The sequence below is a fragment of the Streptomyces sp. PsTaAH-124 genome (genome assembly GCF_000373685.1).
Lineage (GTDB): Bacteria > Actinomycetota > Actinomycetes > Streptomycetales > Streptomycetaceae > Streptomyces > Streptomyces andamanensis.
In genome coordinates this window covers 19,088-36,534 of record NZ_KB892171.1, presented here as the reverse complement: position 1 = coordinate 36,534, position 17,447 = coordinate 19,088, and the positions used below count along the sequence as shown (strand labels likewise).

Annotated in this window: 17 protein-coding genes; 7 read left to right on the top strand and 10 right to left on the bottom strand. The window is 74.0% G+C overall.

The window, feature by feature from the left end:
* Positions 1–105 precede the first annotated feature (105 nt).
* Positions 106–2,040: a DAK2 domain-containing protein gene (locus tag B086_RS0118505; RefSeq protein WP_018567920.1), complete on the bottom strand. Its 1,935-nt coding sequence runs from the start codon at positions 2,038–2,040 to the stop codon at positions 106–108.
* 266 nt (positions 2,041–2,306) lie between these two features.
* Between B086_RS0118505 and rpmB the strand changes: the two genes are divergently transcribed.
* The 3 genes from rpmB (at position 2,307) to B086_RS0118490 (ending at position 6,912) form a co-directional block, all read left to right on the top strand.
* Complete coding sequence (gene rpmB / locus B086_RS42935) at positions 2,307–2,492, top strand: 50S ribosomal protein L28 (protein ID WP_003993230.1); 186 nt, start codon at positions 2,307–2,309, stop codon at positions 2,490–2,492.
* A 132-nt stretch (positions 2,493–2,624) separates the two neighbouring features.
* Complete coding sequence (locus tag B086_RS0118495) at positions 2,625–5,663, top strand: ATP-binding protein (RefSeq protein WP_018567918.1); 3,039 nt, start codon at positions 2,625–2,627, stop codon at positions 5,661–5,663.
* A 34-nt stretch (positions 5,664–5,697) separates the two neighbouring features.
* Positions 5,698–6,912, top strand: a complete 1,215-nt coding sequence (locus B086_RS0118490; protein WP_018567917.1) for an FAD-dependent monooxygenase — start codon at positions 5,698–5,700, stop codon at positions 6,910–6,912.
* On the opposite strand, the gene thiD is transcribed toward B086_RS0118490, so the two are convergent.
* The gene (thiD, locus tag B086_RS0118485; RefSeq protein WP_018567916.1) at positions 6,897–7,754 is read right to left on the bottom strand and encodes a bifunctional hydroxymethylpyrimidine kinase/phosphomethylpyrimidine kinase; all 858 of its coding nucleotides are present in this window, start codon (positions 7,752–7,754) and stop codon (positions 6,897–6,899) included. The two genes, B086_RS0118490 and thiD, sit on opposite strands and share 16 nt — an antisense overlap.
* Positions 7,751–8,716, bottom strand: coding sequence for a thiamine-phosphate kinase (locus B086_RS0118480; protein ID WP_018567915.1), 966 nt, complete (start codon positions 8,714–8,716; stop codon positions 7,751–7,753). Before B086_RS0118480 ends, thiD begins: the two co-directional genes overlap by 4 nt.
* Positions 8,717–8,934: 218 nt before the next feature.
* Between B086_RS0118480 and B086_RS0118475 the strand changes: the two genes are divergently transcribed.
* The gene (locus tag B086_RS0118475; RefSeq protein WP_018567914.1) at positions 8,935–9,168 is read left to right on the top strand and encodes an Lrp/AsnC family transcriptional regulator; all 234 of its coding nucleotides are present in this window, start codon (positions 8,935–8,937) and stop codon (positions 9,166–9,168) included.
* Positions 9,169–9,188: 20 nt separating this feature from the next.
* Positions 9,189–9,674 (top strand): DUF3515 domain-containing protein, encoded by a 486-nt coding sequence (locus B086_RS0118470; protein WP_018567913.1) that lies wholly within the window; start codon positions 9,189–9,191, stop codon positions 9,672–9,674.
* Positions 9,675–9,732: 58 nt separating this feature from the next.
* Here B086_RS0118470 and B086_RS0118465 read toward each other — a convergent pair whose 3' ends face one another.
* The 3 genes from B086_RS0118465 to B086_RS0118455 are packed head-to-tail and all read right to left on the bottom strand — an operon-like array spanning position 9,733 to position 12,843.
* Positions 9,733–10,890 carry a D-alanine--D-alanine ligase family protein gene (locus B086_RS0118465; RefSeq protein WP_018567912.1) on the bottom strand — a complete coding sequence of 386 codons (1,158 nt, stop codon included), beginning with the start codon at positions 10,888–10,890 and terminating at the stop codon, positions 9,733–9,735.
* Positions 10,891–10,948: 58 nt separating this feature from the next.
* On the bottom strand, positions 10,949–11,968 hold the full coding sequence (locus tag B086_RS0118460) for an NAD(P)H-dependent glycerol-3-phosphate dehydrogenase (RefSeq protein ID WP_018567911.1): 1,020 nt from the start codon (positions 11,966–11,968) through the stop codon (positions 10,949–10,951).
* Positions 11,965–12,843, bottom strand: a complete 879-nt coding sequence (locus tag B086_RS0118455; protein ID WP_018567910.1) for a lysophospholipid acyltransferase family protein — start codon at positions 12,841–12,843, stop codon at positions 11,965–11,967. Before B086_RS0118455 ends, B086_RS0118460 begins: the two co-directional genes overlap by 4 nt.
* A 164-nt stretch (positions 12,844–13,007) precedes the next feature.
* Between B086_RS0118455 and cofC the strand changes: the two genes are divergently transcribed.
* Both cofC and B086_RS0118445 read left to right on the top strand, forming a co-directional pair.
* A complete protein-coding gene (cofC, locus tag B086_RS0118450) occupies positions 13,008–13,643 on the top strand; it encodes a 2-phospho-L-lactate guanylyltransferase (protein ID WP_018567909.1) in 636 nt (211 codons plus the stop codon).
* 43 nt (positions 13,644–13,686) lie between these two features.
* Positions 13,687–13,890, top strand: coding sequence for a hypothetical protein (locus tag B086_RS0118445; RefSeq protein WP_018567908.1), 204 nt, complete (start codon positions 13,687–13,689; stop codon positions 13,888–13,890).
* Between the two features lie 140 nt (positions 13,891–14,030).
* Here the strand turns inward: B086_RS0118445 and B086_RS0118440 are convergent, their stop codons facing one another.
* From B086_RS0118440 to leuC, 4 genes are all read right to left on the bottom strand, one after another.
* A complete protein-coding gene (locus B086_RS0118440; protein WP_018567907.1) occupies positions 14,031–14,663 on the bottom strand; it encodes an HU family DNA-binding protein in 633 nt (210 codons plus the stop codon).
* 136 nt (positions 14,664–14,799) lie between these two features.
* Positions 14,800–15,030 carry a hypothetical protein gene (locus B086_RS0118435; RefSeq protein ID WP_018567906.1) on the bottom strand — a complete coding sequence of 77 codons (231 nt, stop codon included), beginning with the start codon at positions 15,028–15,030 and terminating at the stop codon, positions 14,800–14,802.
* A 254-nt stretch (positions 15,031–15,284) separates the two neighbouring features.
* A complete protein-coding gene (gene leuD, locus B086_RS0118430; protein WP_018567905.1) occupies positions 15,285–15,878 on the bottom strand; it encodes a 3-isopropylmalate dehydratase small subunit in 594 nt (197 codons plus the stop codon).
* 6 nt (positions 15,879–15,884) lie between these two features.
* Entirely contained in the window at positions 15,885–17,315 is a 1,431-nt protein-coding gene (gene leuC, locus B086_RS0118425) for a 3-isopropylmalate dehydratase large subunit (protein ID WP_018567904.1), read from the bottom strand.
* Positions 17,316–17,447: the final 132 nt, after the last annotated feature.

Genomic DNA, 17,447 nt, shown 5'->3' with positions numbered 1-17,447 from the left:
TGCACACCACGGCACTGACAATCCGCGGACGCGGTGCGGACCGGCGGGTGGCCGGGCGGGCTGCTCCGGCCGGTGAGGCGGCCTGCTCCACGCCGGTGGGGCGGGCTACTCCACGCCGATGAGCAGCAGCGCGCCCTGCCTGCCGCCCCGCAGGACGACCGTGTCGACGGCGAGGTAGGACTCGCGGACGCGGGTCTCCAGGCCGTCGGCGACGGAGTCGGGCAGTTCCTCGCCGAGGACGAGGGTGACCAGTTCGCCGCCGCCCGCGAGCATCCGGTCCAGGACCGCGCGCGCGGTGTCCGCGACGTCCGGGCCGATCACGGCCACGTCGCCGTCGATGAGGCCGAGGACGTCGCCGGCCTGGCAGATCCCGGCGCTGGTCCAGGAGCGGTGCTCGGCGACGGTGACCTCGCCGTGGCGGGTGGCACCGGCCGCCGACGTCATGGCGACGACGTCCTCGTCGAAGCGGCGCCCGGGTTCGTGCACCGCGAGGGCGGCGATGCCCTGGACCGCCGAGCGGGTGGGGATGAGGGCGACCCGCACGCCCTCGCCGCGGGCCTGCTCGGCCGCCGCGGCGGCGGTGTCGCGCAGTTCGGCGTCGTTGGGCAGCAGGACCACCTCGCGCGCGTGCGCCCGCCGTACGGCCTCCACCAGTTCGCCGCTGGCGGGCGGCTCCCCCGGCCGGGCGAGGACCGTGGTGGCCCCGGCCTCGGTGCACAGCGCGGCCAGTCCCTCGCCGGGCACGACGGCCACCACGGCCCGCTGGGCGCGCTCGCGCGGCGGGCGCGCGGCGGCCCCGGTGTGCGCGTCTCCGGCGCCGAAGTGGGTGATGCGGATCCGGTGCGGGCGGCCGGCCTCGACGCCCGCCTCCACGGCGGCACCGGCGTCGTCCACGTGCACATGGACGTTCCACAGTCCGTCGCCGCCGACCACCACCAGGGAGTCCCCGAGCGCGTCGAGCCGCCGCCGCAGCCGGGCGACGGACGGGTCGTCCGCCTCCAGGAGGTAGATCACCTCGAAGGCGGGGCCGTGGCCCGGCGGGGCCGTGGCGGACTCGGCGGGCGGGCCGGGCGCGGCGTGGGCGCAGGCCGGGGGCGGGGCGGCGGGCGGGGGTTCGGGCGCCTCGGCGGGCGTGGGGACCGCGCGGGGCGCGGGCGTGGCGGGAGCCTCGCGGTCCGCCGCGCCCGCCGTGCCCACCGTGTCCGCCGCGCCTGCTGTGTCCGGATCGCCCGCGTCCGGCTCACCGTGGCCGCACGCGCGCGCGTGCGGCACGGCCGGGCGGTCCCCGGCCTCCGGTGCCCGCCGGGCACCCGCCGGACCCGTGCCCGCCTCCGTCCCCGTCCCCGTCCCCCGGCTCCGCGCGGCGGCGGGCGCCTGCCCGGTGAACGTCTCGACCAGGGCCGCCAGCACGGCCACCAGGCCGCTTCCGCCCGCGTCGACCACCCCGGCGCGCTCCAGCGCGGCGAGCTGGCCCGGGGTCGCCGCCAGGGCCGTACGCGCGCCCTCGTGGGCGGCCCGCGCGACCGCGCCGCAGTCGCCCTCGGTGCCGCAGGCCGTGTCGGCCGCGTCGGCGGCGGCCGAGGCGACCGTCAGGACGGTGCCCTCGACGGGGTGTGCCACGGCCTGGCGGGCCGAGTCGGCGGCGCGGCGCAGGGCGCGGCGCAGCCCGTGGCCGTCGGCGCGGGCCTCCGCCCCCTCGGCGGCCAGCACCTCGGCCATGCCGCGCAGCAGCTGGGCGAGGATCGTCCCGGAGTTGCCGCGCGCGCCGATGAGCGCGCCGTGCGCCATCGCCCGCGCGGCCTCGGCCAGGGAGGGGCCGCCGGGGCCGGTGCCGCCCGCCTCGTGGCCCGCGAACACGGCTTCGACGGCGGCGGCGGCGGACTCCACGGTCAGGTAGAGGTTGGTGCCGGTGTCGCCGTCCGCCACGGGATAGACGTTGATCGCGTCGATCTCCTCGCGCGCCCTCCCCAGGGCGCGCAGCGCCAGTCCGCACCAGGTGCGCACCGCCGGCGCGTCGAACGTCTGCGCCACCTGTGCCACCTGCGCCTCCTCTGAGCTGCCGGACCGGACGGCAGCGTAGACCCAGGGGCGGTGTGCACCGGAAGAGGGCCGGGCCGGGCCCCTGGGCAGCCATGGTAGTTTCGTTGTACGGGAGCAGGCGTTGTATGCTGCTCCGGTTGCCCGACCTGGTCGGGCTCTTCCCCCTGGCACCGCCACTCAGATTCAGCGCGCTCGTCGAGCCTCCGGACCTGATCCCGGCATGCCGGGATCAACCGTAAGTGCATCTGAAGTCTTTGGAGTGACCCGTGGCTGCCAACTGCGACGTCTGCGGCAAGGGGCCGGGCTTCGGCAACAACATCTCGCACTCGCACCGCCGTACGTCCCGTCGCTGGAACCCGAACATCCAGCGTGTGCGTACCGTGGTCGGCGGGACGCCGAAGCGCGTGAACGCTTGCACCTCGTGCATCAAGGCCGGCAAGGTCTCGCGCTGACGCTCAGCTGAGCGCGCGGCCACTGCCGGTTCGCTGCACTGAGCCGGTCCACCTCTGGTGGGCCGGCTTTTTGCCGTACCCGTTCACCGGTGCCGGTCCCCCGCGCGCCCGCCCCCTGCCAGAATCCGGGGAATGCGCTTCGGCATCCTGGGTCCGCTGGACATCCGCACCGACGACGGCGCCCCGGTCGACCCCGGCGGCCCGCGCCCCCGGGCCCTGCTCACCCTGCTGCTCCTGGCAGCCGGGCACACGGTCGGCACGGACCGGCTGACCGACGGCCTCTACGGCGCCGAGCCGCCCGCCGGGGCGGCCAACGCCCTCCAGTCGCAGATCTCGCGGCTGCGCAGGCGCCTGGGCCCGCACACGCCCGTGGAGGCGACGGCGGCCGGTTACCGGATCGCCGCCGACCCCGACTCCGTCGACGCGCACCGCTTCGCGCGGCTGGCCGAGGAGGGCCGGGCGGCCCTCGCCGCAGGTGATCCCGCTCACGCCGCCGCCGTGCTGCGGGCGGCGCTGGACCTGTGGCGCGGCCCGGCCCTGCCCGATCTGCCGGACGCGCACGCCGAGACGGCCCGCCTCGAAGAGCTGCGGGCGGCCGCCGCCCAGGACCGGATCGAGGCGGAACTCGCGCTCGGCGGCGGCTCCGCGCTCGTGCCCGAGCTGCGCGCGCTGCTGGCCCGGCATCCGCTGAGCGAGCGGCTGCACGCCCTGTTGATGCGGGCCCTGCACGCGGCCGGGCGGCCCGCCGAGGCCCTCACCGTGTACGAGGAGGCCCGGCGCGCCCTCGCCGACGAGCTGGGCGCCGACCCGTCGCCGGAGCTGGCCGCGCTCCACCTGGAGCTGCTGCGGGGCCGGGAGCCGGGCTCCCGCCCGCCCGCGCTGCCCGCGCAGCTGACCCGGTTCGTCGGCCGGGACGCCGAACTCGCCGCCATCGCCGCGCACCTCGCCGACCCCGGATCCCGCCTGGTCACGCTCACCGGGCCCGGCGGGGCGGGCAAGACCCGGCTCGCCGTCGAGGCGGCCCGGACCCACGGCGGGGCCTGTCTGGTCGAGCTGGCGCCGCTGGCCGACGGCGCCCGGATCCCGTACGCCGTGCTGACGGCCCTCGGGATACGCGAGGGATTCCGCGCCCCGGCCGCCGATGTCACCGACCGGCTGCTGGCCGCCCTGGAGGACCGGGAACTGCTGCTGGTCCTGGACAACTGCGAGCACCTGGTGGAGGACGCGGCCCGGATCGCCGGGCTGCTGCTGGGCCACTGCCCCAGGGTGCGGGTCCTCGCCACCGGCCGGGAGGCGCTCGGCATCACCGGTGAGGTGCTGGTCACGGTGGCGGCGCTGCCGCCGGGACCGGCCGAGCGCCTGTTCCTGGACCGGGCGCGCGCCGTACGGCCGGGCTTCGCCGGGCACGCGCGCGTGCCGGACGTCTGCCGCGCCCTGGACGGGCTGCCGCTGGCCATCGAGCTGGCGGCGGCGCGGCTGCGGACGCTGGAACCACAGGAGCTGGCCGACCGCCTGGACGACCGGTTCGGGCTGCTCTCCCGCGGCGACCGCACCAAGGCACCGCGCCACCGCACGCTGCGGGCCGTCGTGGAGTGGAGCTGGGACCTGCTGGACGCCGGGGAACGGGAGCTGGCCGCGCGGCTCAGCGTGTTCTGCGGCGGCGCCACGGAGGAGGCCGTACGGGCGGTGTGCGCGGTGCCGCACCCGCAGGACCTGCTGGCCTCGCTGGTGGAGAAGTCGTTCCTCGAGGTGTCCGGCGGGCGCTACCGGATGCTGGAGACGATCCGCGCGTTCGCCGCCGAGCACGCCGCGGCGGACGGGGAGCATCCCGGGCCGACCGGGCTGCGGGACGCGCACGCCGCGTACTTCCTGGAGCTGGCCGAGCGGGCGGAGCCCGGTCTGCGCGGCGCCGGGCAGTTGCCCTGGCTGGAGCGGCTGGCGGCCGAGCACGCCGACCTGGACGCGGCGCTGCGGCATCTGACCGGCCGGGACCCGGCGGGCGCGCTGCGTCTGATGGCGCTGCTGTCGTGGTTCTGGCGGCTGCGCGGGCTGCACGGCGAGCAGGTGCCTGCGGCCCGCGCGCTGCTGGCCGCGGTGGGCTCGGCGCCGCCGCCGGGCCTGACGGAGGAGTACGTCCTCTGCGCGCTGAACGCGCTCTCCGGTGACGGCGGCGACCCTGCGGCCGACGAACGGCTGCACGCGCGCGTGGACGGTCTCCTGGACGGCTGCGCCGGTCCGCTCAGGCTGCCGTACGTGCTGGTCCTGTGGTCGTTGGTGGCCGGGCCCCGGCCCGCCGCCGACGAGCGGGCCCTGGGACACGCGGGCGGCGATCCGTGGGCGCGCGCCCTGCTGGACATGGGGCTCGCCTACCAGAAGCAGTTCGCGGGAGAGGCCGACGAGTCGCGGGAGCTGGTCTCCCGGGCGCTGAAGGGGTTCCGGGCGGCGGGCGACCGCTGGGGCATGGCCAACTGCCTGGACCTGCTGGGCCTGCACGCCCATCTGCGCGGGCAGGGCGCACACGCGCTGGAGCTGCTGGACGAGGGTCTCGTGCACGTACGGGAGCTGGCCGCGCCGGAGGAGACCTCCGATCTGCTGCGCAGCCGGGCCACCGTGCTGCTCGGTCTGGATCCGGGCCGTGCGGACGAGGCGGCGGCCGGGTTCGGACAGGCGCTGGAGCTGGCGCGCGGCGCCGGGGCCGCCGACAAGGTGGCGGGCGCGCGGCGCGGCCTGGGCGACGCGGCCCGGCTGTCCGGGGACACCGCACGCGCGCGCGTGCACTACGAACAGGCCCTCCAGGAGTGCGCCGCGACCTGGTTCAGCGTCGGTGAGGCCGTGCGGATCCTCATCGGGCTGGGGCGCACGGCCGCCGCCGAGGGACGGGAGGAGGAGGCCCGCGACTGGTTCCGGCAGGCCGCCTCCGCCGCTGCGGACAGTCCCGGCGTCCTCGAACTCGCCGAGGCCGCCGAGGCGCTGGCCCAGGTCGCGCCCTGCCCGGAGCGGGCCGCCGAACTGCTCGGCGCCGGGGCGGGGCTGCGGGGCGCCCGCCCCGAGGGGGACCCCGATGTCGCAGGGACCGCGCGGGCGGTGCGGGAGCGGCTGACGCCCGAGGCGTACGCGGCGGCCTTCGAGCGGGGCGTGCGGCTGCGGGCGGCGGCGGTCAGCGGACGGTAGGCGGACGGTCAGCGCCGCCGCCGAGGCTGTGGCCATGACGAACCCGAAGAACGCTCCCGCCCTCGCCCACCTGCACGTGCTCGTCTCCGGTGCCGGTGTCGCCGGTCCGGCCCTCGCCCTGAACCTGCTGCGCCACGGCGCCCGGGTCACCGTCGTGGAGAAGGCGCCCGCCCTGCGCGGCGGCGGCTTCGCCGTGGACTTCCGCGGCCATGTGCACCGCCGGGTGCTCACCGAGATGGGCATCTGGGAGGAGATCCACGCCCGCCGGACGCACATGGGCCGGCAGACCGTGGTCGACGCCGACGGCACCGCGCGCGTGGACCTGCCCGCCGAGATGATGAGCGGCGACGTGGAGATCTTCCGCGGCGAGCTGGCGCAGATCATGTACGAGCGCACCCGGGACCGCGCCGAGTACGTCTTCGGCGACTCGATCGCCGCGCTCACCGAGACCGCGGACGGTGTCGAGGCCGCCTTCGAGCAGGGCCCGCCGCGCCGCTTCGACCTGGTCGTGGGCGCGGACGGACTGCACTCGCGCACCCGCCGGCTGGTGTTCGGCGACGAGTCGCGCCATCTGCGCTTCCACGACCACTACGTGGCCGGTTTCCCGGTCCCCAACGACCTGGGGCTGTGCCGCCGCGGCCTTCTCTACAGCGAGCCGGGCCGCGCGGTCGCCGTCGGCAACTACGACGGGGACCCGGAGCGTGCCGGTGCCCTGCTGGTCTTCCGGTCCGAGGAGCTGGCGTACGACCGGCGGGACGTGGCCGCGCAGAAGCGGATCCTGGCCGAGCGGTTCGCGGGCATGGGCTGGCGGACTCCGCAGGTGCTGGCGGCGCTTCAGGACACCGACGAGCTGTACTTCGACGCCATCGCGCAGATCCACGTGGACCGGCTGACCCGGGGGCGGGTGGCGCTGCTCGGGGACGCCGGGTACGGCGCCACCATGGGCGGCATGGGGACGGGTGTGGCGGTGGTCGGCGCGTATGTGCTGGCCGGTGAACTGGCCCTGGCGGGCGGTGACCACCGGGTGGCGTTTCCCGCGTACGAGCGCCGGATCGAGGGCTTCGCCAAGGGCTGCCAGAAGACCTCCGCCAACGCGGGCCCGTTCTTCGCCCCGCCGACCGAGCGGCGCATCCGCAGCCGGGACCGGATGTACCGGCTGCTCGGCTCGCGGCTGCTGGCCGGTTTCTTCAAGCGGCTCTCGGAGAAGGCGGCCACCGCGATCGACCTGCCCGACTACCCGGCGGCGTGAGGCTCCCGGAAGGTCCAGGCGTGGTCCACCGGGCCGATCCCGGCGCCGAGCGCGAACCCGGCGGCGATCGCCCCGGTGACATAGGTCTTGGCGGCCGTCACCGCCTCGGGCACGGACCGGCCGAGCGCCAGGTACGAGGCGATGGCGGAGGCGAGGGTGCAGCCGGTGCCGTGGGTGTGCCGGTTGTCGAGGCGCGGGGCGCGCAGCCAGTGCTCGGCGGAGCCGTCGGTGAGCAGGTCCACGGCGTCCCCGGCCAGGTGGCCGCCCTTGATCAGCACCCAGGCGGGGCCGTACTCCAGGACGGCGTGCGCGGCCTCGCGCAGACCGTCCTCGGACGTGACCTCGACGCCGGTCAGTTGGGCCACCTCGTCGAGGTTGGGGGTGGCGACGGTGGCGGTGGGCAGCAGCCTGGTGCGCACCGACTCCAGGGCGGAGGCGGCGAGCAGCGGGTCGCCGTGCTTGGAGACGCCCACCGGGTCGACGACCACCGGGGCCCCGGTCCCGGCGAGCAACGCGGCGACCGTCTCCACCAGTTCCGCCGAGGCCAGCATGCCGGTCTTGACGGCCTGGACGCCGATGTCGTCGACGACGCTGCGGTACTGGGCGCGGACCGCCTCCACGGGCAGTTCCCAGGCGCCCTGCACACCGAGCGAGTTCTGCGCGGTCACCGCGGTGAGCACGCTCATGCCGTGCACGCCGAGGGCGAGCATCGTCTTCAGGTCGGCCTGGATGCCGGCGCCGCCGCCGGAGTCGGACCCGGCGACGGTGAGGACGCGGGGCGGGGCGGGGCGCGGGCCGGGCGCGGGTACGGGTACGGAGCCGGGTGCGGGTGCGGTGCTCATGACTCGATGTCCCCGAAGTGGTCCCAGCCGCCCTTCCTGGTCCACGGGGCGCCGTCGACCGTGACCTGGGGCAGGGCCGAGGGGTTGAGCACTTCGCCGATCACCTTCCAGCGGGCCGGCAGCTTCACGTCCGGGGGGAAGGTCGCCACGATCGCGTGGTCCTCTCCCCCGGTCAGCACCCACTGGAGCGGGTCGACACCGACGGCCTGCCCGATGTCGTTCATCTGCGAGGGGATGTCGATGGCGCCGGACCGGACGTCGATGCGGACCTTGCTGGCCTCCGCGATGTGCCCGAGGTCGGCGATGAGTCCGTCGCTGACGTCGCACATCGCGGTGGCGCCGAGACCGGCGGCGGCGGGGCCCGCGTGGTAGGGCGGTTCGGGCCTGCGGTGGGCCTCGACGAAGGCGCGCGGGGAGCGGAAGCCGCGGGAGAGCACGGCGAATCCGGCGGCGGACCAGCCCAGCCAGCCGGTGACGGCGACGCGGTCGCCGGGCTGGGCGCCCGCCCGGGTCACCGGTTCGTGGTTGCGCAGATCGCCGAGGGCCGTGATGGACACCATGATCGTGTCGCCGCGGACCACATCGCCGCCGACCACGGAGGCGCCCGCGACCTGGCACTCGTCGCGCAGCCCGTCCATCATCTCGGTGGGCCAGGTGACCGGCAGTTCGGCGGGGACGACCAGGCCGAGCAGCAGGGCGGTCGGCACGGCGCCCATGGCGGCGATGTCGGCGAGGTTCTGGGCGGCCGCCTTGCGGCCCACGTCGTAGGCCGTGGACCAGTCCCGGCGGAAGTGCCGCCCCTCCAGGAGTATGTCGGTGCTCGCCACGACCCTGCGGTCGGGGGCGGCGACCACCGCGGCGTCGTCGCCGGGTCCGACCCGGACCGCCGGGGTGGTGGTGAGACGGGAGGTGAGCTCCCTGATGAGCCCGAACTCCCCGAGCTCACCAACAGTGCCCTTCATGGCCCTTACGCCCCTTCTGTCCCTGTGCGTTCCTGGTCGCGTCCCCGCTCGCGCGTCCGCGCGGGTCTCGCTACGGTCGAGGTGACCGTCAACCTCAGTCCTACCTGCACCCCGGCGCGCGGGCCACGTCGGTCCCGGGTCTCCCCGCGGCGTTCGGCGACGCGATACCGTGGCGTTCCTTTTCCCCACATGATCCTCGTGGTCGCCCTGGAGGTTCCGTGGTACAGGCGTACATCCTGATCCAGACCGAGGTCGGCAAGGCGTCGACCGTGGCCGAGACGATCGGCCGGCTGCCCGGAGTGATCCAGGCCGAGGACGTGACCGGCCCGTACGACGTCATCGTGCGCGCACAGGCCGACACCGTCGACGCCCTGGGCCGCATGGTGGTCGCCAAGGTGCAGCAAGTGGAGGGCATCACGCGCACCCTGACCTGCCCGGTCGTGCATCTGTAGCCCCCGTCTACCCTGGGCCGGTGAGTTCCTTCCGCCACCGGCGCGCCGGTCTGCCCGTCGTCCTCGCCGCGTTGATCACCGCGGCGGGCTGTTCTTCAAGCGACGACAGTGCCACCGCTGCGGTTCCCAGCCCGGACCCGGCGGTCGCGAAGCTGTGCGGGGACCTGGACAGAGCACTGCCGCAGAAGGTGGACGGGCTGAGCCGCACGGACCCCCGGCCCGCGTCGGCGCTCACCGCGGGCTGGGGAAGCCCGGCGATCATACTGCGCTGCGGGGTGCCCCGGCCCGCCGCGATGAACGACCCCGACGCCGACGGCGCCGAGGTCGACGGGGTCGGCTGGCTCCTGGAGAAGCAGGCCGACGGCTCCTTCCGCTTCACCACCACGCTGCGCAGGGCGTACGTGGAGGTCAGCCTGCCCGCGAGCCGCACCGGCCACGGGGCGGCGCCCCTGGTGCACCTCGCCCCGGCCGTGAAGAAGGCGATCCCCGAGGGGATCGCCGACTAGGACAGTTCCTAGGACCTGAACTGGGTGCCGCCGCTGCTTCCGGACGCTCCCGCCGCGCTCAGCGCAGGCCGGTGGAGCGGTCCAGGGCCGCCCGGATCAGGCGGTCCACCAGCTCCTCGTAGGAGACGCCGGTGGCCTGCCACATCTTCGGGTACATCGAGATGGGCGTGAAGCCGGGCATGGTGTTGATCTCGTTGATCACGAACTCGCCGTCCTCGCCGAGGAAGAAGTCCGCGCGGACCAGTCCCTCGCAGGAGGCCGCCTCGAACGCCTCGACCGCGAGCCGCCGCACCTCGGCGGTCTGCTCCTCGGTGAGCGGGGCCGGTACGACGCCGGGCGTGGAGTCGATGTACTTCGCCTCGAAGTCGTAGTACGCGTGCTCCTGCGGCGGCGGGATCTCGGCGGGCACGGAGGCGCGCGGGCCGTCCTCGAACTCCAGCACCCCGCACTCGATCTCCCGGCCGCGCACCGCGGCCTCCACGAGCACCTTCGGGTCGTGGCGCCGGGCCTCCTCGACGGCCTCGTCCAGGCCGGAGAGGTCGTCGACCTTGGTGATGCCGATGGAGGAACCGGCGCGGGCGGGCTTCACGAACAGCGGCCAGCCGTGCTCGCCCGCGAAGTCCACGATCTTCTTCCGGGCCGCCGGGGCGTCCCGCTCCCACTCGCGCGGCCGGATCACCACGTACGGGCCGACCTTGAGCCCGAACGAGGTGAACACCCGCTTCATGTACTCCTTGTCCTGGCCGACGGCCGAGGCGAGCACGCCCGAGCCGACATAGGGCACACCGGACAGCTCCAGCAGGCCCTGGAGGGTGCCGTCCTCGCCGTAGGGGCCGTGCAGCACCGGGAAGACGACGTCGACCTCGCCGAGCGCCTTGGGCACCGAACCGGGCTCGCTGTAGACGACTTCGCGGTTGCCGGGGTCGACCGGGAGCACCACACCGCCCTCGCCGGACTCGGCCAGGTCGTCGACGCTGGGCGTACGCCGCTCGGTGATCGCCATGCGGTCCGGGTCGTCCGCGGTCAGGGCCCAGCGGCCGTCGCGGGTGATGCCGATCGGCAGGACCTCGTACTTGCTCCGGTCGATGGCGCGCAGCACCGCACCGGCGGTGACCACGGAGATCCCGTGTTCGGAGCTGCGACCACCGCAGACGACGGCCACCCGCGGCTTGCGCGGCGGCTGCTCAGGGCTCTGGGGGAGGTTCTCGGTGCTCATATCGCGATGAGCGTACCCGCTGGCAGAGCCCCGGGGCAGCGTGGGAAACGCGGGTCGCTCAGCGTCGTTCCGGCTTCGCGCTGCGCGACATCAGCTCCTTGAGGGCGGTCAGCGGGGATTTGCCTTCGTGCACGATGCCGACGACGGTCTCGGTAAGCGGCATGTCGACGCCGTGCCGCCGGGCCAGATCGAGCACCGACCGGCACGACTTGACGCCCTCGGCGGTCTGCTTGGTGACCGCGACGGTCTCCTGGAGCGTCATGCCCTTGCCGAGGTTGGTGCCGAAGGTGTGGTTGCGCGACAGCGGCGAGGAGCAGGTGGCGACCAGGTCGCCGAGCCCGGCCAGACCGGAGAAGGTCAGCGGGTCGGCGCCCAGGGCCATGCCCAGGCGGGTGGTCTCGGCGAGGCCGCGCGTGATGAGCGAGCCCTTGGCGTTGTCGCCGAGCCCCATGCCGTCCGCGATGCCCACGGCCAGGCCGATCACGTTCTTGACGGCGCCGCCCAGTTCGCAGCCGATCACATCGGTGTTGGTGTACGGCCGGAAGTAGGGCGTGTGGCAGGCGGCCTGGAGCCGCCGGGCGACGGCGTCGTCGGTGCAGGCCACCACGGCGGCGGCGGGCCTGCGGGCGGCGATCTCCCGGGCGAGGTTGGGGCCGGTGACCACGGCGATCCGGTCCGGGCCGACCTTGGTGACGTCCTCGACGACCTCGCTCATGCGCATCGCCGAGCCCAGTTCGATCCCCTTCATCAGGGAGACCAGGACGGTGTCCGGGGCGAGCAGCGGCAGCCATTCGGCGAGATTGGCGCGCAGGGTCTGGGAGGGGATGGCGAGCACGGTGAAGTCGGCGTCGCGGACGGCCTCGGCGGGGTCCGTGGTGGCCCGTACGGCGGCCGGGAGTTCGATGCCGGGCAGGTAGTCCGGATTGGTCCGGGTGGAGTTGACCGCCTCGGCCACCTCGGCGCGGCGGGCCCACAGGGTGACCTCGCAGCCGGCGTCGGCGAGGACCACGGCGAAGGCGGTCCCCCACGATCCGGTGCCGAGGACGGCCGCCCTGACCCGCTGGTCCGGCTTGCTCACGTGCCCTGCCCCTCTTCCTGTACCTGCCGGTGCGCCTCGCCGGACCGGCCGCTGCGCTCGTTCCGGTCGTCCCGGTCGCTGTGTTCGCCACGGCCGCTGTGTTCACCGCGGTCGCCGCGGGAGCGGGTCCGGTCCTGCGTCTGCTGCTGGGTCCTGCGGCGCTGCTCGATCCGCTCGCGGCGCGGGTCGTAGGGCACGGCGGGGGCCTTCTCGCCGCGGACCAGCTCCAGCTGGCGGGTGACGGCGGCCATGATGACCGCGGTCGCCTCCTTCAGCACCTCCGGGGTCATCTCCCGGTCGTAGAACTCCGAGAGGTCCACCGGCGGTCCGGCCAGCACGCGGTGCGTCTTGCGCGGCAGGATGTCCGGCTTCTTGGCGTAGGGCGGCAGGAGTTCGTTCACGCCCCACTGGGCCACGGGGATCACCGGGCACCTGGTCTGGAGGGCGACCCGGGCGGCGCCGGTCTTGCCGGTCATCGGCCAGCCGTCGGGGTCGCGGGTGAGGGTGCCCTCGGGGTAGAAGGCGACGCACTCGCCGCGCTCCACGGCGCCGATCGCGGCGCGGAAGGCGCTCAGCGCGTCCGTGCTCTCCCGGTACACGGGGATCTGCCCGGTGCCGCGCATGGCGGCGCCGATGAATCCCTTCTTGAAAAGCCCGCTCTTGGCGAGGAATCGCGGGACGCGCCCGGTGTTGTACTGGAAGTGGGCGTAGGCGAAGGGATCGACATACGAATTGTGGTTCACCGCCGTGATGAATCCACCCTCGGCCGGCATGTTCTCCATTCCGCGCCAGTCCCGCTTGATCAGAACCATCAGCGGCGGTTTGCAGATCACCGCAGCGAAGCGGTACCAGAAGCCGATTCTGCGGCGGGGCACACGAACACCTTCCTCTTGGTTCCTCTTGGGCTGACATGTGGGCCGGGGGGCCGCACAAGTGTCGCCCCAGGCCGCCGGTCTGTCGAGGGACACCGTACGCCCCGGCCTGCGCGGCACCCGAGGGGCCGGAGAGAATGTCCGCGACGAGAGAGGGACGAACGCCCGTGCAGTGGACCTTGGTGATCCCCCTGAAACCCCTGGCGCGGGCCAAGAGCAGGCTCTCGGACACCGCCCACGACGGGGTGCGTCCGCAGCTGGCCCTCGCCTTCGCCCAGGACACCGTGGCGGCGGCGCTGGCCTGCGCCGAGGTCGCGGGTGTGGCGGTCGTCACGGACGACGCGCTGGCCGCGCGGGAGCTGGCCGCGCTGGGCGCGCGGATCGTCCCCGACACCCCCCGGGCCGGTCTGAACGCCGCGCTGGCGCACGGTGCGGCGGCCGTACGGGCGGCGGGCGGCGGGCCGGTGGCGGCCCTGAACGCGGATCTCCCGGCGCTGCGGCCGGCGGAACTCGCCCGGGTGCTGAGTGCGGCGGCCCGATTCCCGCGCGCATTCCTCGCGGACGCGGCCGGTATCGGGACCACGCTGCTCGCCGTCGGGGCCGGCCGGGAATTGCGTCCGGCTTTCGGTACCGGTTCGCGGCTGCGCCACCGGGAATCGGGCGCGGTGGAACTCGGGCCGGACGCGGTGGATTCCGTACGCCAGGACGTGGACACCGGCGACGACCTGCGCGCGGCCCTGGCGCTCGGCGTGGGCCCCCGGACGGCTCTCGCGGCGGCCCGGCTGCTGATCCCCGGGCCGTGAGACCGCCGGGCGGGCGGCGGGACCGGGCAGTAGGCTGCTCCCCATGCAGGCCACCGCATACACGTACGACCCCGCGAGCCGCAGCGGGCAGGTACTCCTGGACGACGGCACACCGGTGCCGTTCGGCGCCCCGGCCTTCGACGCGGGCGGGCTGCGGCTGCTGCGCCCGGGGCAGCGGGTGCGGATCGAGACCGAGGGCGAGGGCGCCGCGCGCCGGATCACCCTCGTGACGCTGCAAACGTTCTGACCTCGCCGTACGTGCGGACGTTCTGACCTCGCCGTACGGCGGACAACACGCCGCGGGCCGGGCTCCCGAGGGAGTCCGGCCCGGCGCGTGAATACCCGTGGTGCCCGTGATGCCTGCGGTACCGGTGATGCCTGTGGTGCCTACTTGCTGCGGGCGGTCTTCTTCGCGGCGGTCTTGCGGGCGGCCGACTTCTTGGCCGGGGCCTTCTTCGCGGTCGCCTTCTTGGCCGGGGCCTTCTTCGCGGCGGTCTTCTTGGCGGCGCTCGCGGCCGTGGCCTTCTTGGCCGCCGCCGTGGTCTTCTTCGTCGCGGCGGTCGTCGTCTTCTTCGCCGTGGTCTTCTTCGCCGTCGTGGCCTTCTTCGCGGCGGCCTTCTTCGCCGCCGTGGTGGTCTTCTTCGCCGCGGCCTTCTTGCCGACCGCCTTGGCGATGGTGGCGGGCGGGCCGGACAGGCTGCCCTTGGGGGCCTTCTTCACCGCGATGTCGTTCTTCGGCAGCTTCTTGGAGCCGCTCACCAGGTCCTTGAAGCCCTGACCGGCCCGGAAGCGGGGCACGGAGGTCTTCTTGACCCGCACCCGCTCACCCGTCTGCGGGTTGCGGGCGTAGCGGGCCGGGCGGTCCACCTTCTCGAAGGACCCGAAGCCGGTGACCGAGACCCGGTCTCCCGCGACGACCGCGCGGACGATGGCGTCCAGTACCGCGTCGACGGCGTCGGCGGCCTGCTGCCGGCCACCCATCTTGTCGGCAATCGCTTCTACGAGCTGCGCCTTGTTCACGTCTTCCCCTTCGGAGACCTGGCCGGAACGAAAGTGTTCAAGCTTTTTCGCACGTTAGGCAGATATATACCGCAAATCAAACACGAAACGGGCTAATCACCCTTGTGCCGCAACGGACTCGGCGGTCTCGGGCTGTTCAGCCTTCCTCACCAGGGATTCGGCCCGCGTCGAGATCGGCGGTGAACCGCTCCAGACGCCTTGCCGCACCGGCGAGATCGTGCTTGGCCGCGGCCGTAATGACCAGCAGCTTCCGGGTCAGCGCCATCCGTACGCCCTCCGGGACTTGCAGTGCGCGCACTCTTGCGTGCGCTTCCTTGAGCCGGACCGCGACCGCCGTATAGAGCTCGAGTTGGCCGTCGTTGTCCATGCACAGATTGTGCCATCTGGGGCGAGTTGTCGCCTGCGCAGGGGGCAACTGCCGCCTCCGGAGGGCCTTCTGGCGTGCCGGCCGGTCGGCTTTGTGACTGACGAGTACCCCGGCAACAACCGTCCTAACCTGGGAAGTTGGCCTCGCGCACGGCGGCGCGCCGGGCGGGAAGGATCCGGAAACAGCTGTACCCCCGATCGTGGCGATCGGGGGTACAGCGGCGTTTCGTGGTGGCCGAAACTCGACTTGTCAGGTCACACCTGGAGGGTCCGCGGCTTGAACGACGGACGCTTCGCCTCGTACGCGGCGATGTCGTCCTCGTTCTGGAGGGTGATCGAGATGTCGTCCAGGCCGTTCAGCAGCCGCCAGCGGGAGTTCTCGTCCAGCTCGAAGGAGGCGGTGATCCCCGCGGCGCGCACCTCGCGGGCCTGGAGGTCGACGGTGACCTCGGCGGTGGGGTCCTGCTCCGTGAGCTCCCACAGCGCGTCCACGGTCTGCTGCTCCAGGACCACGGTGAGCAGCCCGTTCTTCAGCGAGTTGCCCCGGAAGATGTCGGCGAAACGGGAGGAGATCACGGTCTTGAAGCCGTAGTTCTGGAGCGCCCAGACGGCGTGCTCGCGGGAGGAGCCGGTGCCGAAGTCCGGACCGGCGACCAGGACCGTGGCGCCCTGCCGCTCGGGGCGGTTGAGCACGAACTCGGGGTCCTTGCGCCAGGCCTCGAAGAGCCCGTCCTCGAAGCCGTCCCGGGTGACCTTCTTGAGCCAGTGGGCGGGGATGATCTGGTCGGTGTCGACGTTGCCGCGGCGCAGCGGGACGGCCCGGCCGGTGTGCGTGGTGAATGCTTCCATGGCTGATCAGACTCCAGCGGGCGTGCGGACGTCGGCGTCGGACAGGTCGGCCGGGGAGGCCAGGTGGCCCAGGACCGCGGTGGCGGCGGCGACCTGCGGCGACACCAGATGGGTGCGGCCGCCCTTGCCCTGCCTGCCCTCGAAGTTGCGGTTGGAGGTGGAGGCGGAGCGCTCGCCGGGGGCCAGCTGGTCCGGGTTCATGCCCAGGCACATGGAGCAGCCCGCGTGCCGCCATTCGGCGCCGGCCTCCTTGAAGACCACGTCCAGACCCTCGGAGACGGCCTGGAGGCCCACCCGGGCCGAGCCCGGTACGACCAGCATCCGTACGCCCTCGGCGACTTTGCGGCCCTGGACGATACCGGCGGCGGCGCGCAGGTCCTCGATGCGGCCGTTGGTGCAGGAACCTACGAAGACGGTGTCCACGGCGATCGAGCGCAGCGGCTGCCCGGCGTCCAACCCCATGTACTCCAGGGCCTTTTCGGCGGCCAGGCGCTCCGAGGCGTCTTCGTACGAGGCCGGGTCGGGGACGGCCGCCGAAAGCGGGGCGCCCTGGCCCGGGTTGGTGCCCCAGGTGACGAACGGCGACAGCTCGGCGGCGTCGATGACGACCTCGGCGTCGAACTCGGCGTCGTCGTCCGTGCGCAGCGTCCTCCAGTAGGCGACCGCCGCGTCCCAGTCCGCGCCCTCGGGGGCGTGCGGGCGGCCCTCCAGGTAGGCGAAGGTGGTCTCGTCGGGGGCGATCATGCCCGCGCGGGCACCGGCCTCGATCGACATGTTGCAGATGGTCATGCGGGCCTCCATCGAGAGCTTCTCGATGGCCGAGCCGCGGTACTCCAGGATGTAGCCCTGGCCGCCGCCGGTGCCGATGCGGGCGATGATCGCCAGGATCAGGTCCTTGGCGGTGACGCCCTCGGGCAGTTCGCCGTCGACGGTGATCGCCATGGTCCTGGGGCGGGCCAGCGGCAGCGTCTGGGTGGCCAGCACGTGCTCCACCTGGGAGGTGCCGATGCCGAACGCGAGGGCGCCGAAGGCACCGTGCGTGGAGGTGTGCGAGTCGCCGCAGACCACGGTGGTGCCGGGCTGGGTCAGGCCGAGCTGGGGGCCGACCACGTGCACGACGCCCTGCTCGACGTCGCCCAGCGGGTGCAGGCGGACGCCGAAGTCGGCGCAGTTCTTGCGCAGGGTCTCCAGCTGGGCGCGGGAGACCGGGTCCGCGATGGGCTTGTCGATGTCGAGGGTCGGGGTGTTGTGGTCCTCGGTGGCGATGGTCAGGTCGAGCCGGCGCACACCGCGGCCGCTCTTGCGGAGGCCGTCGAAGGCCTGCGGGCTGGTCACCTCGTGCAGCAGGTGCAGATCGATGAAGAGGAGGTCGGGCTCGCCCTCGGCGCGCCGGACGACGTGGTCGTCCCAGACCTTCTCCGCGAGTGTCCTACCCATCGCTTTCCCTTCGGCCTGGCGCACGGCGCCGGCCCAACTAGAGATCCGAGGTGGCGGCCCCCGCTTTCCCCCTCAGGGCAGCCGCCGCCCGGCCCGCCGGTCCACGGGCCGCTGTGTCTTCCAGGGTGGCGT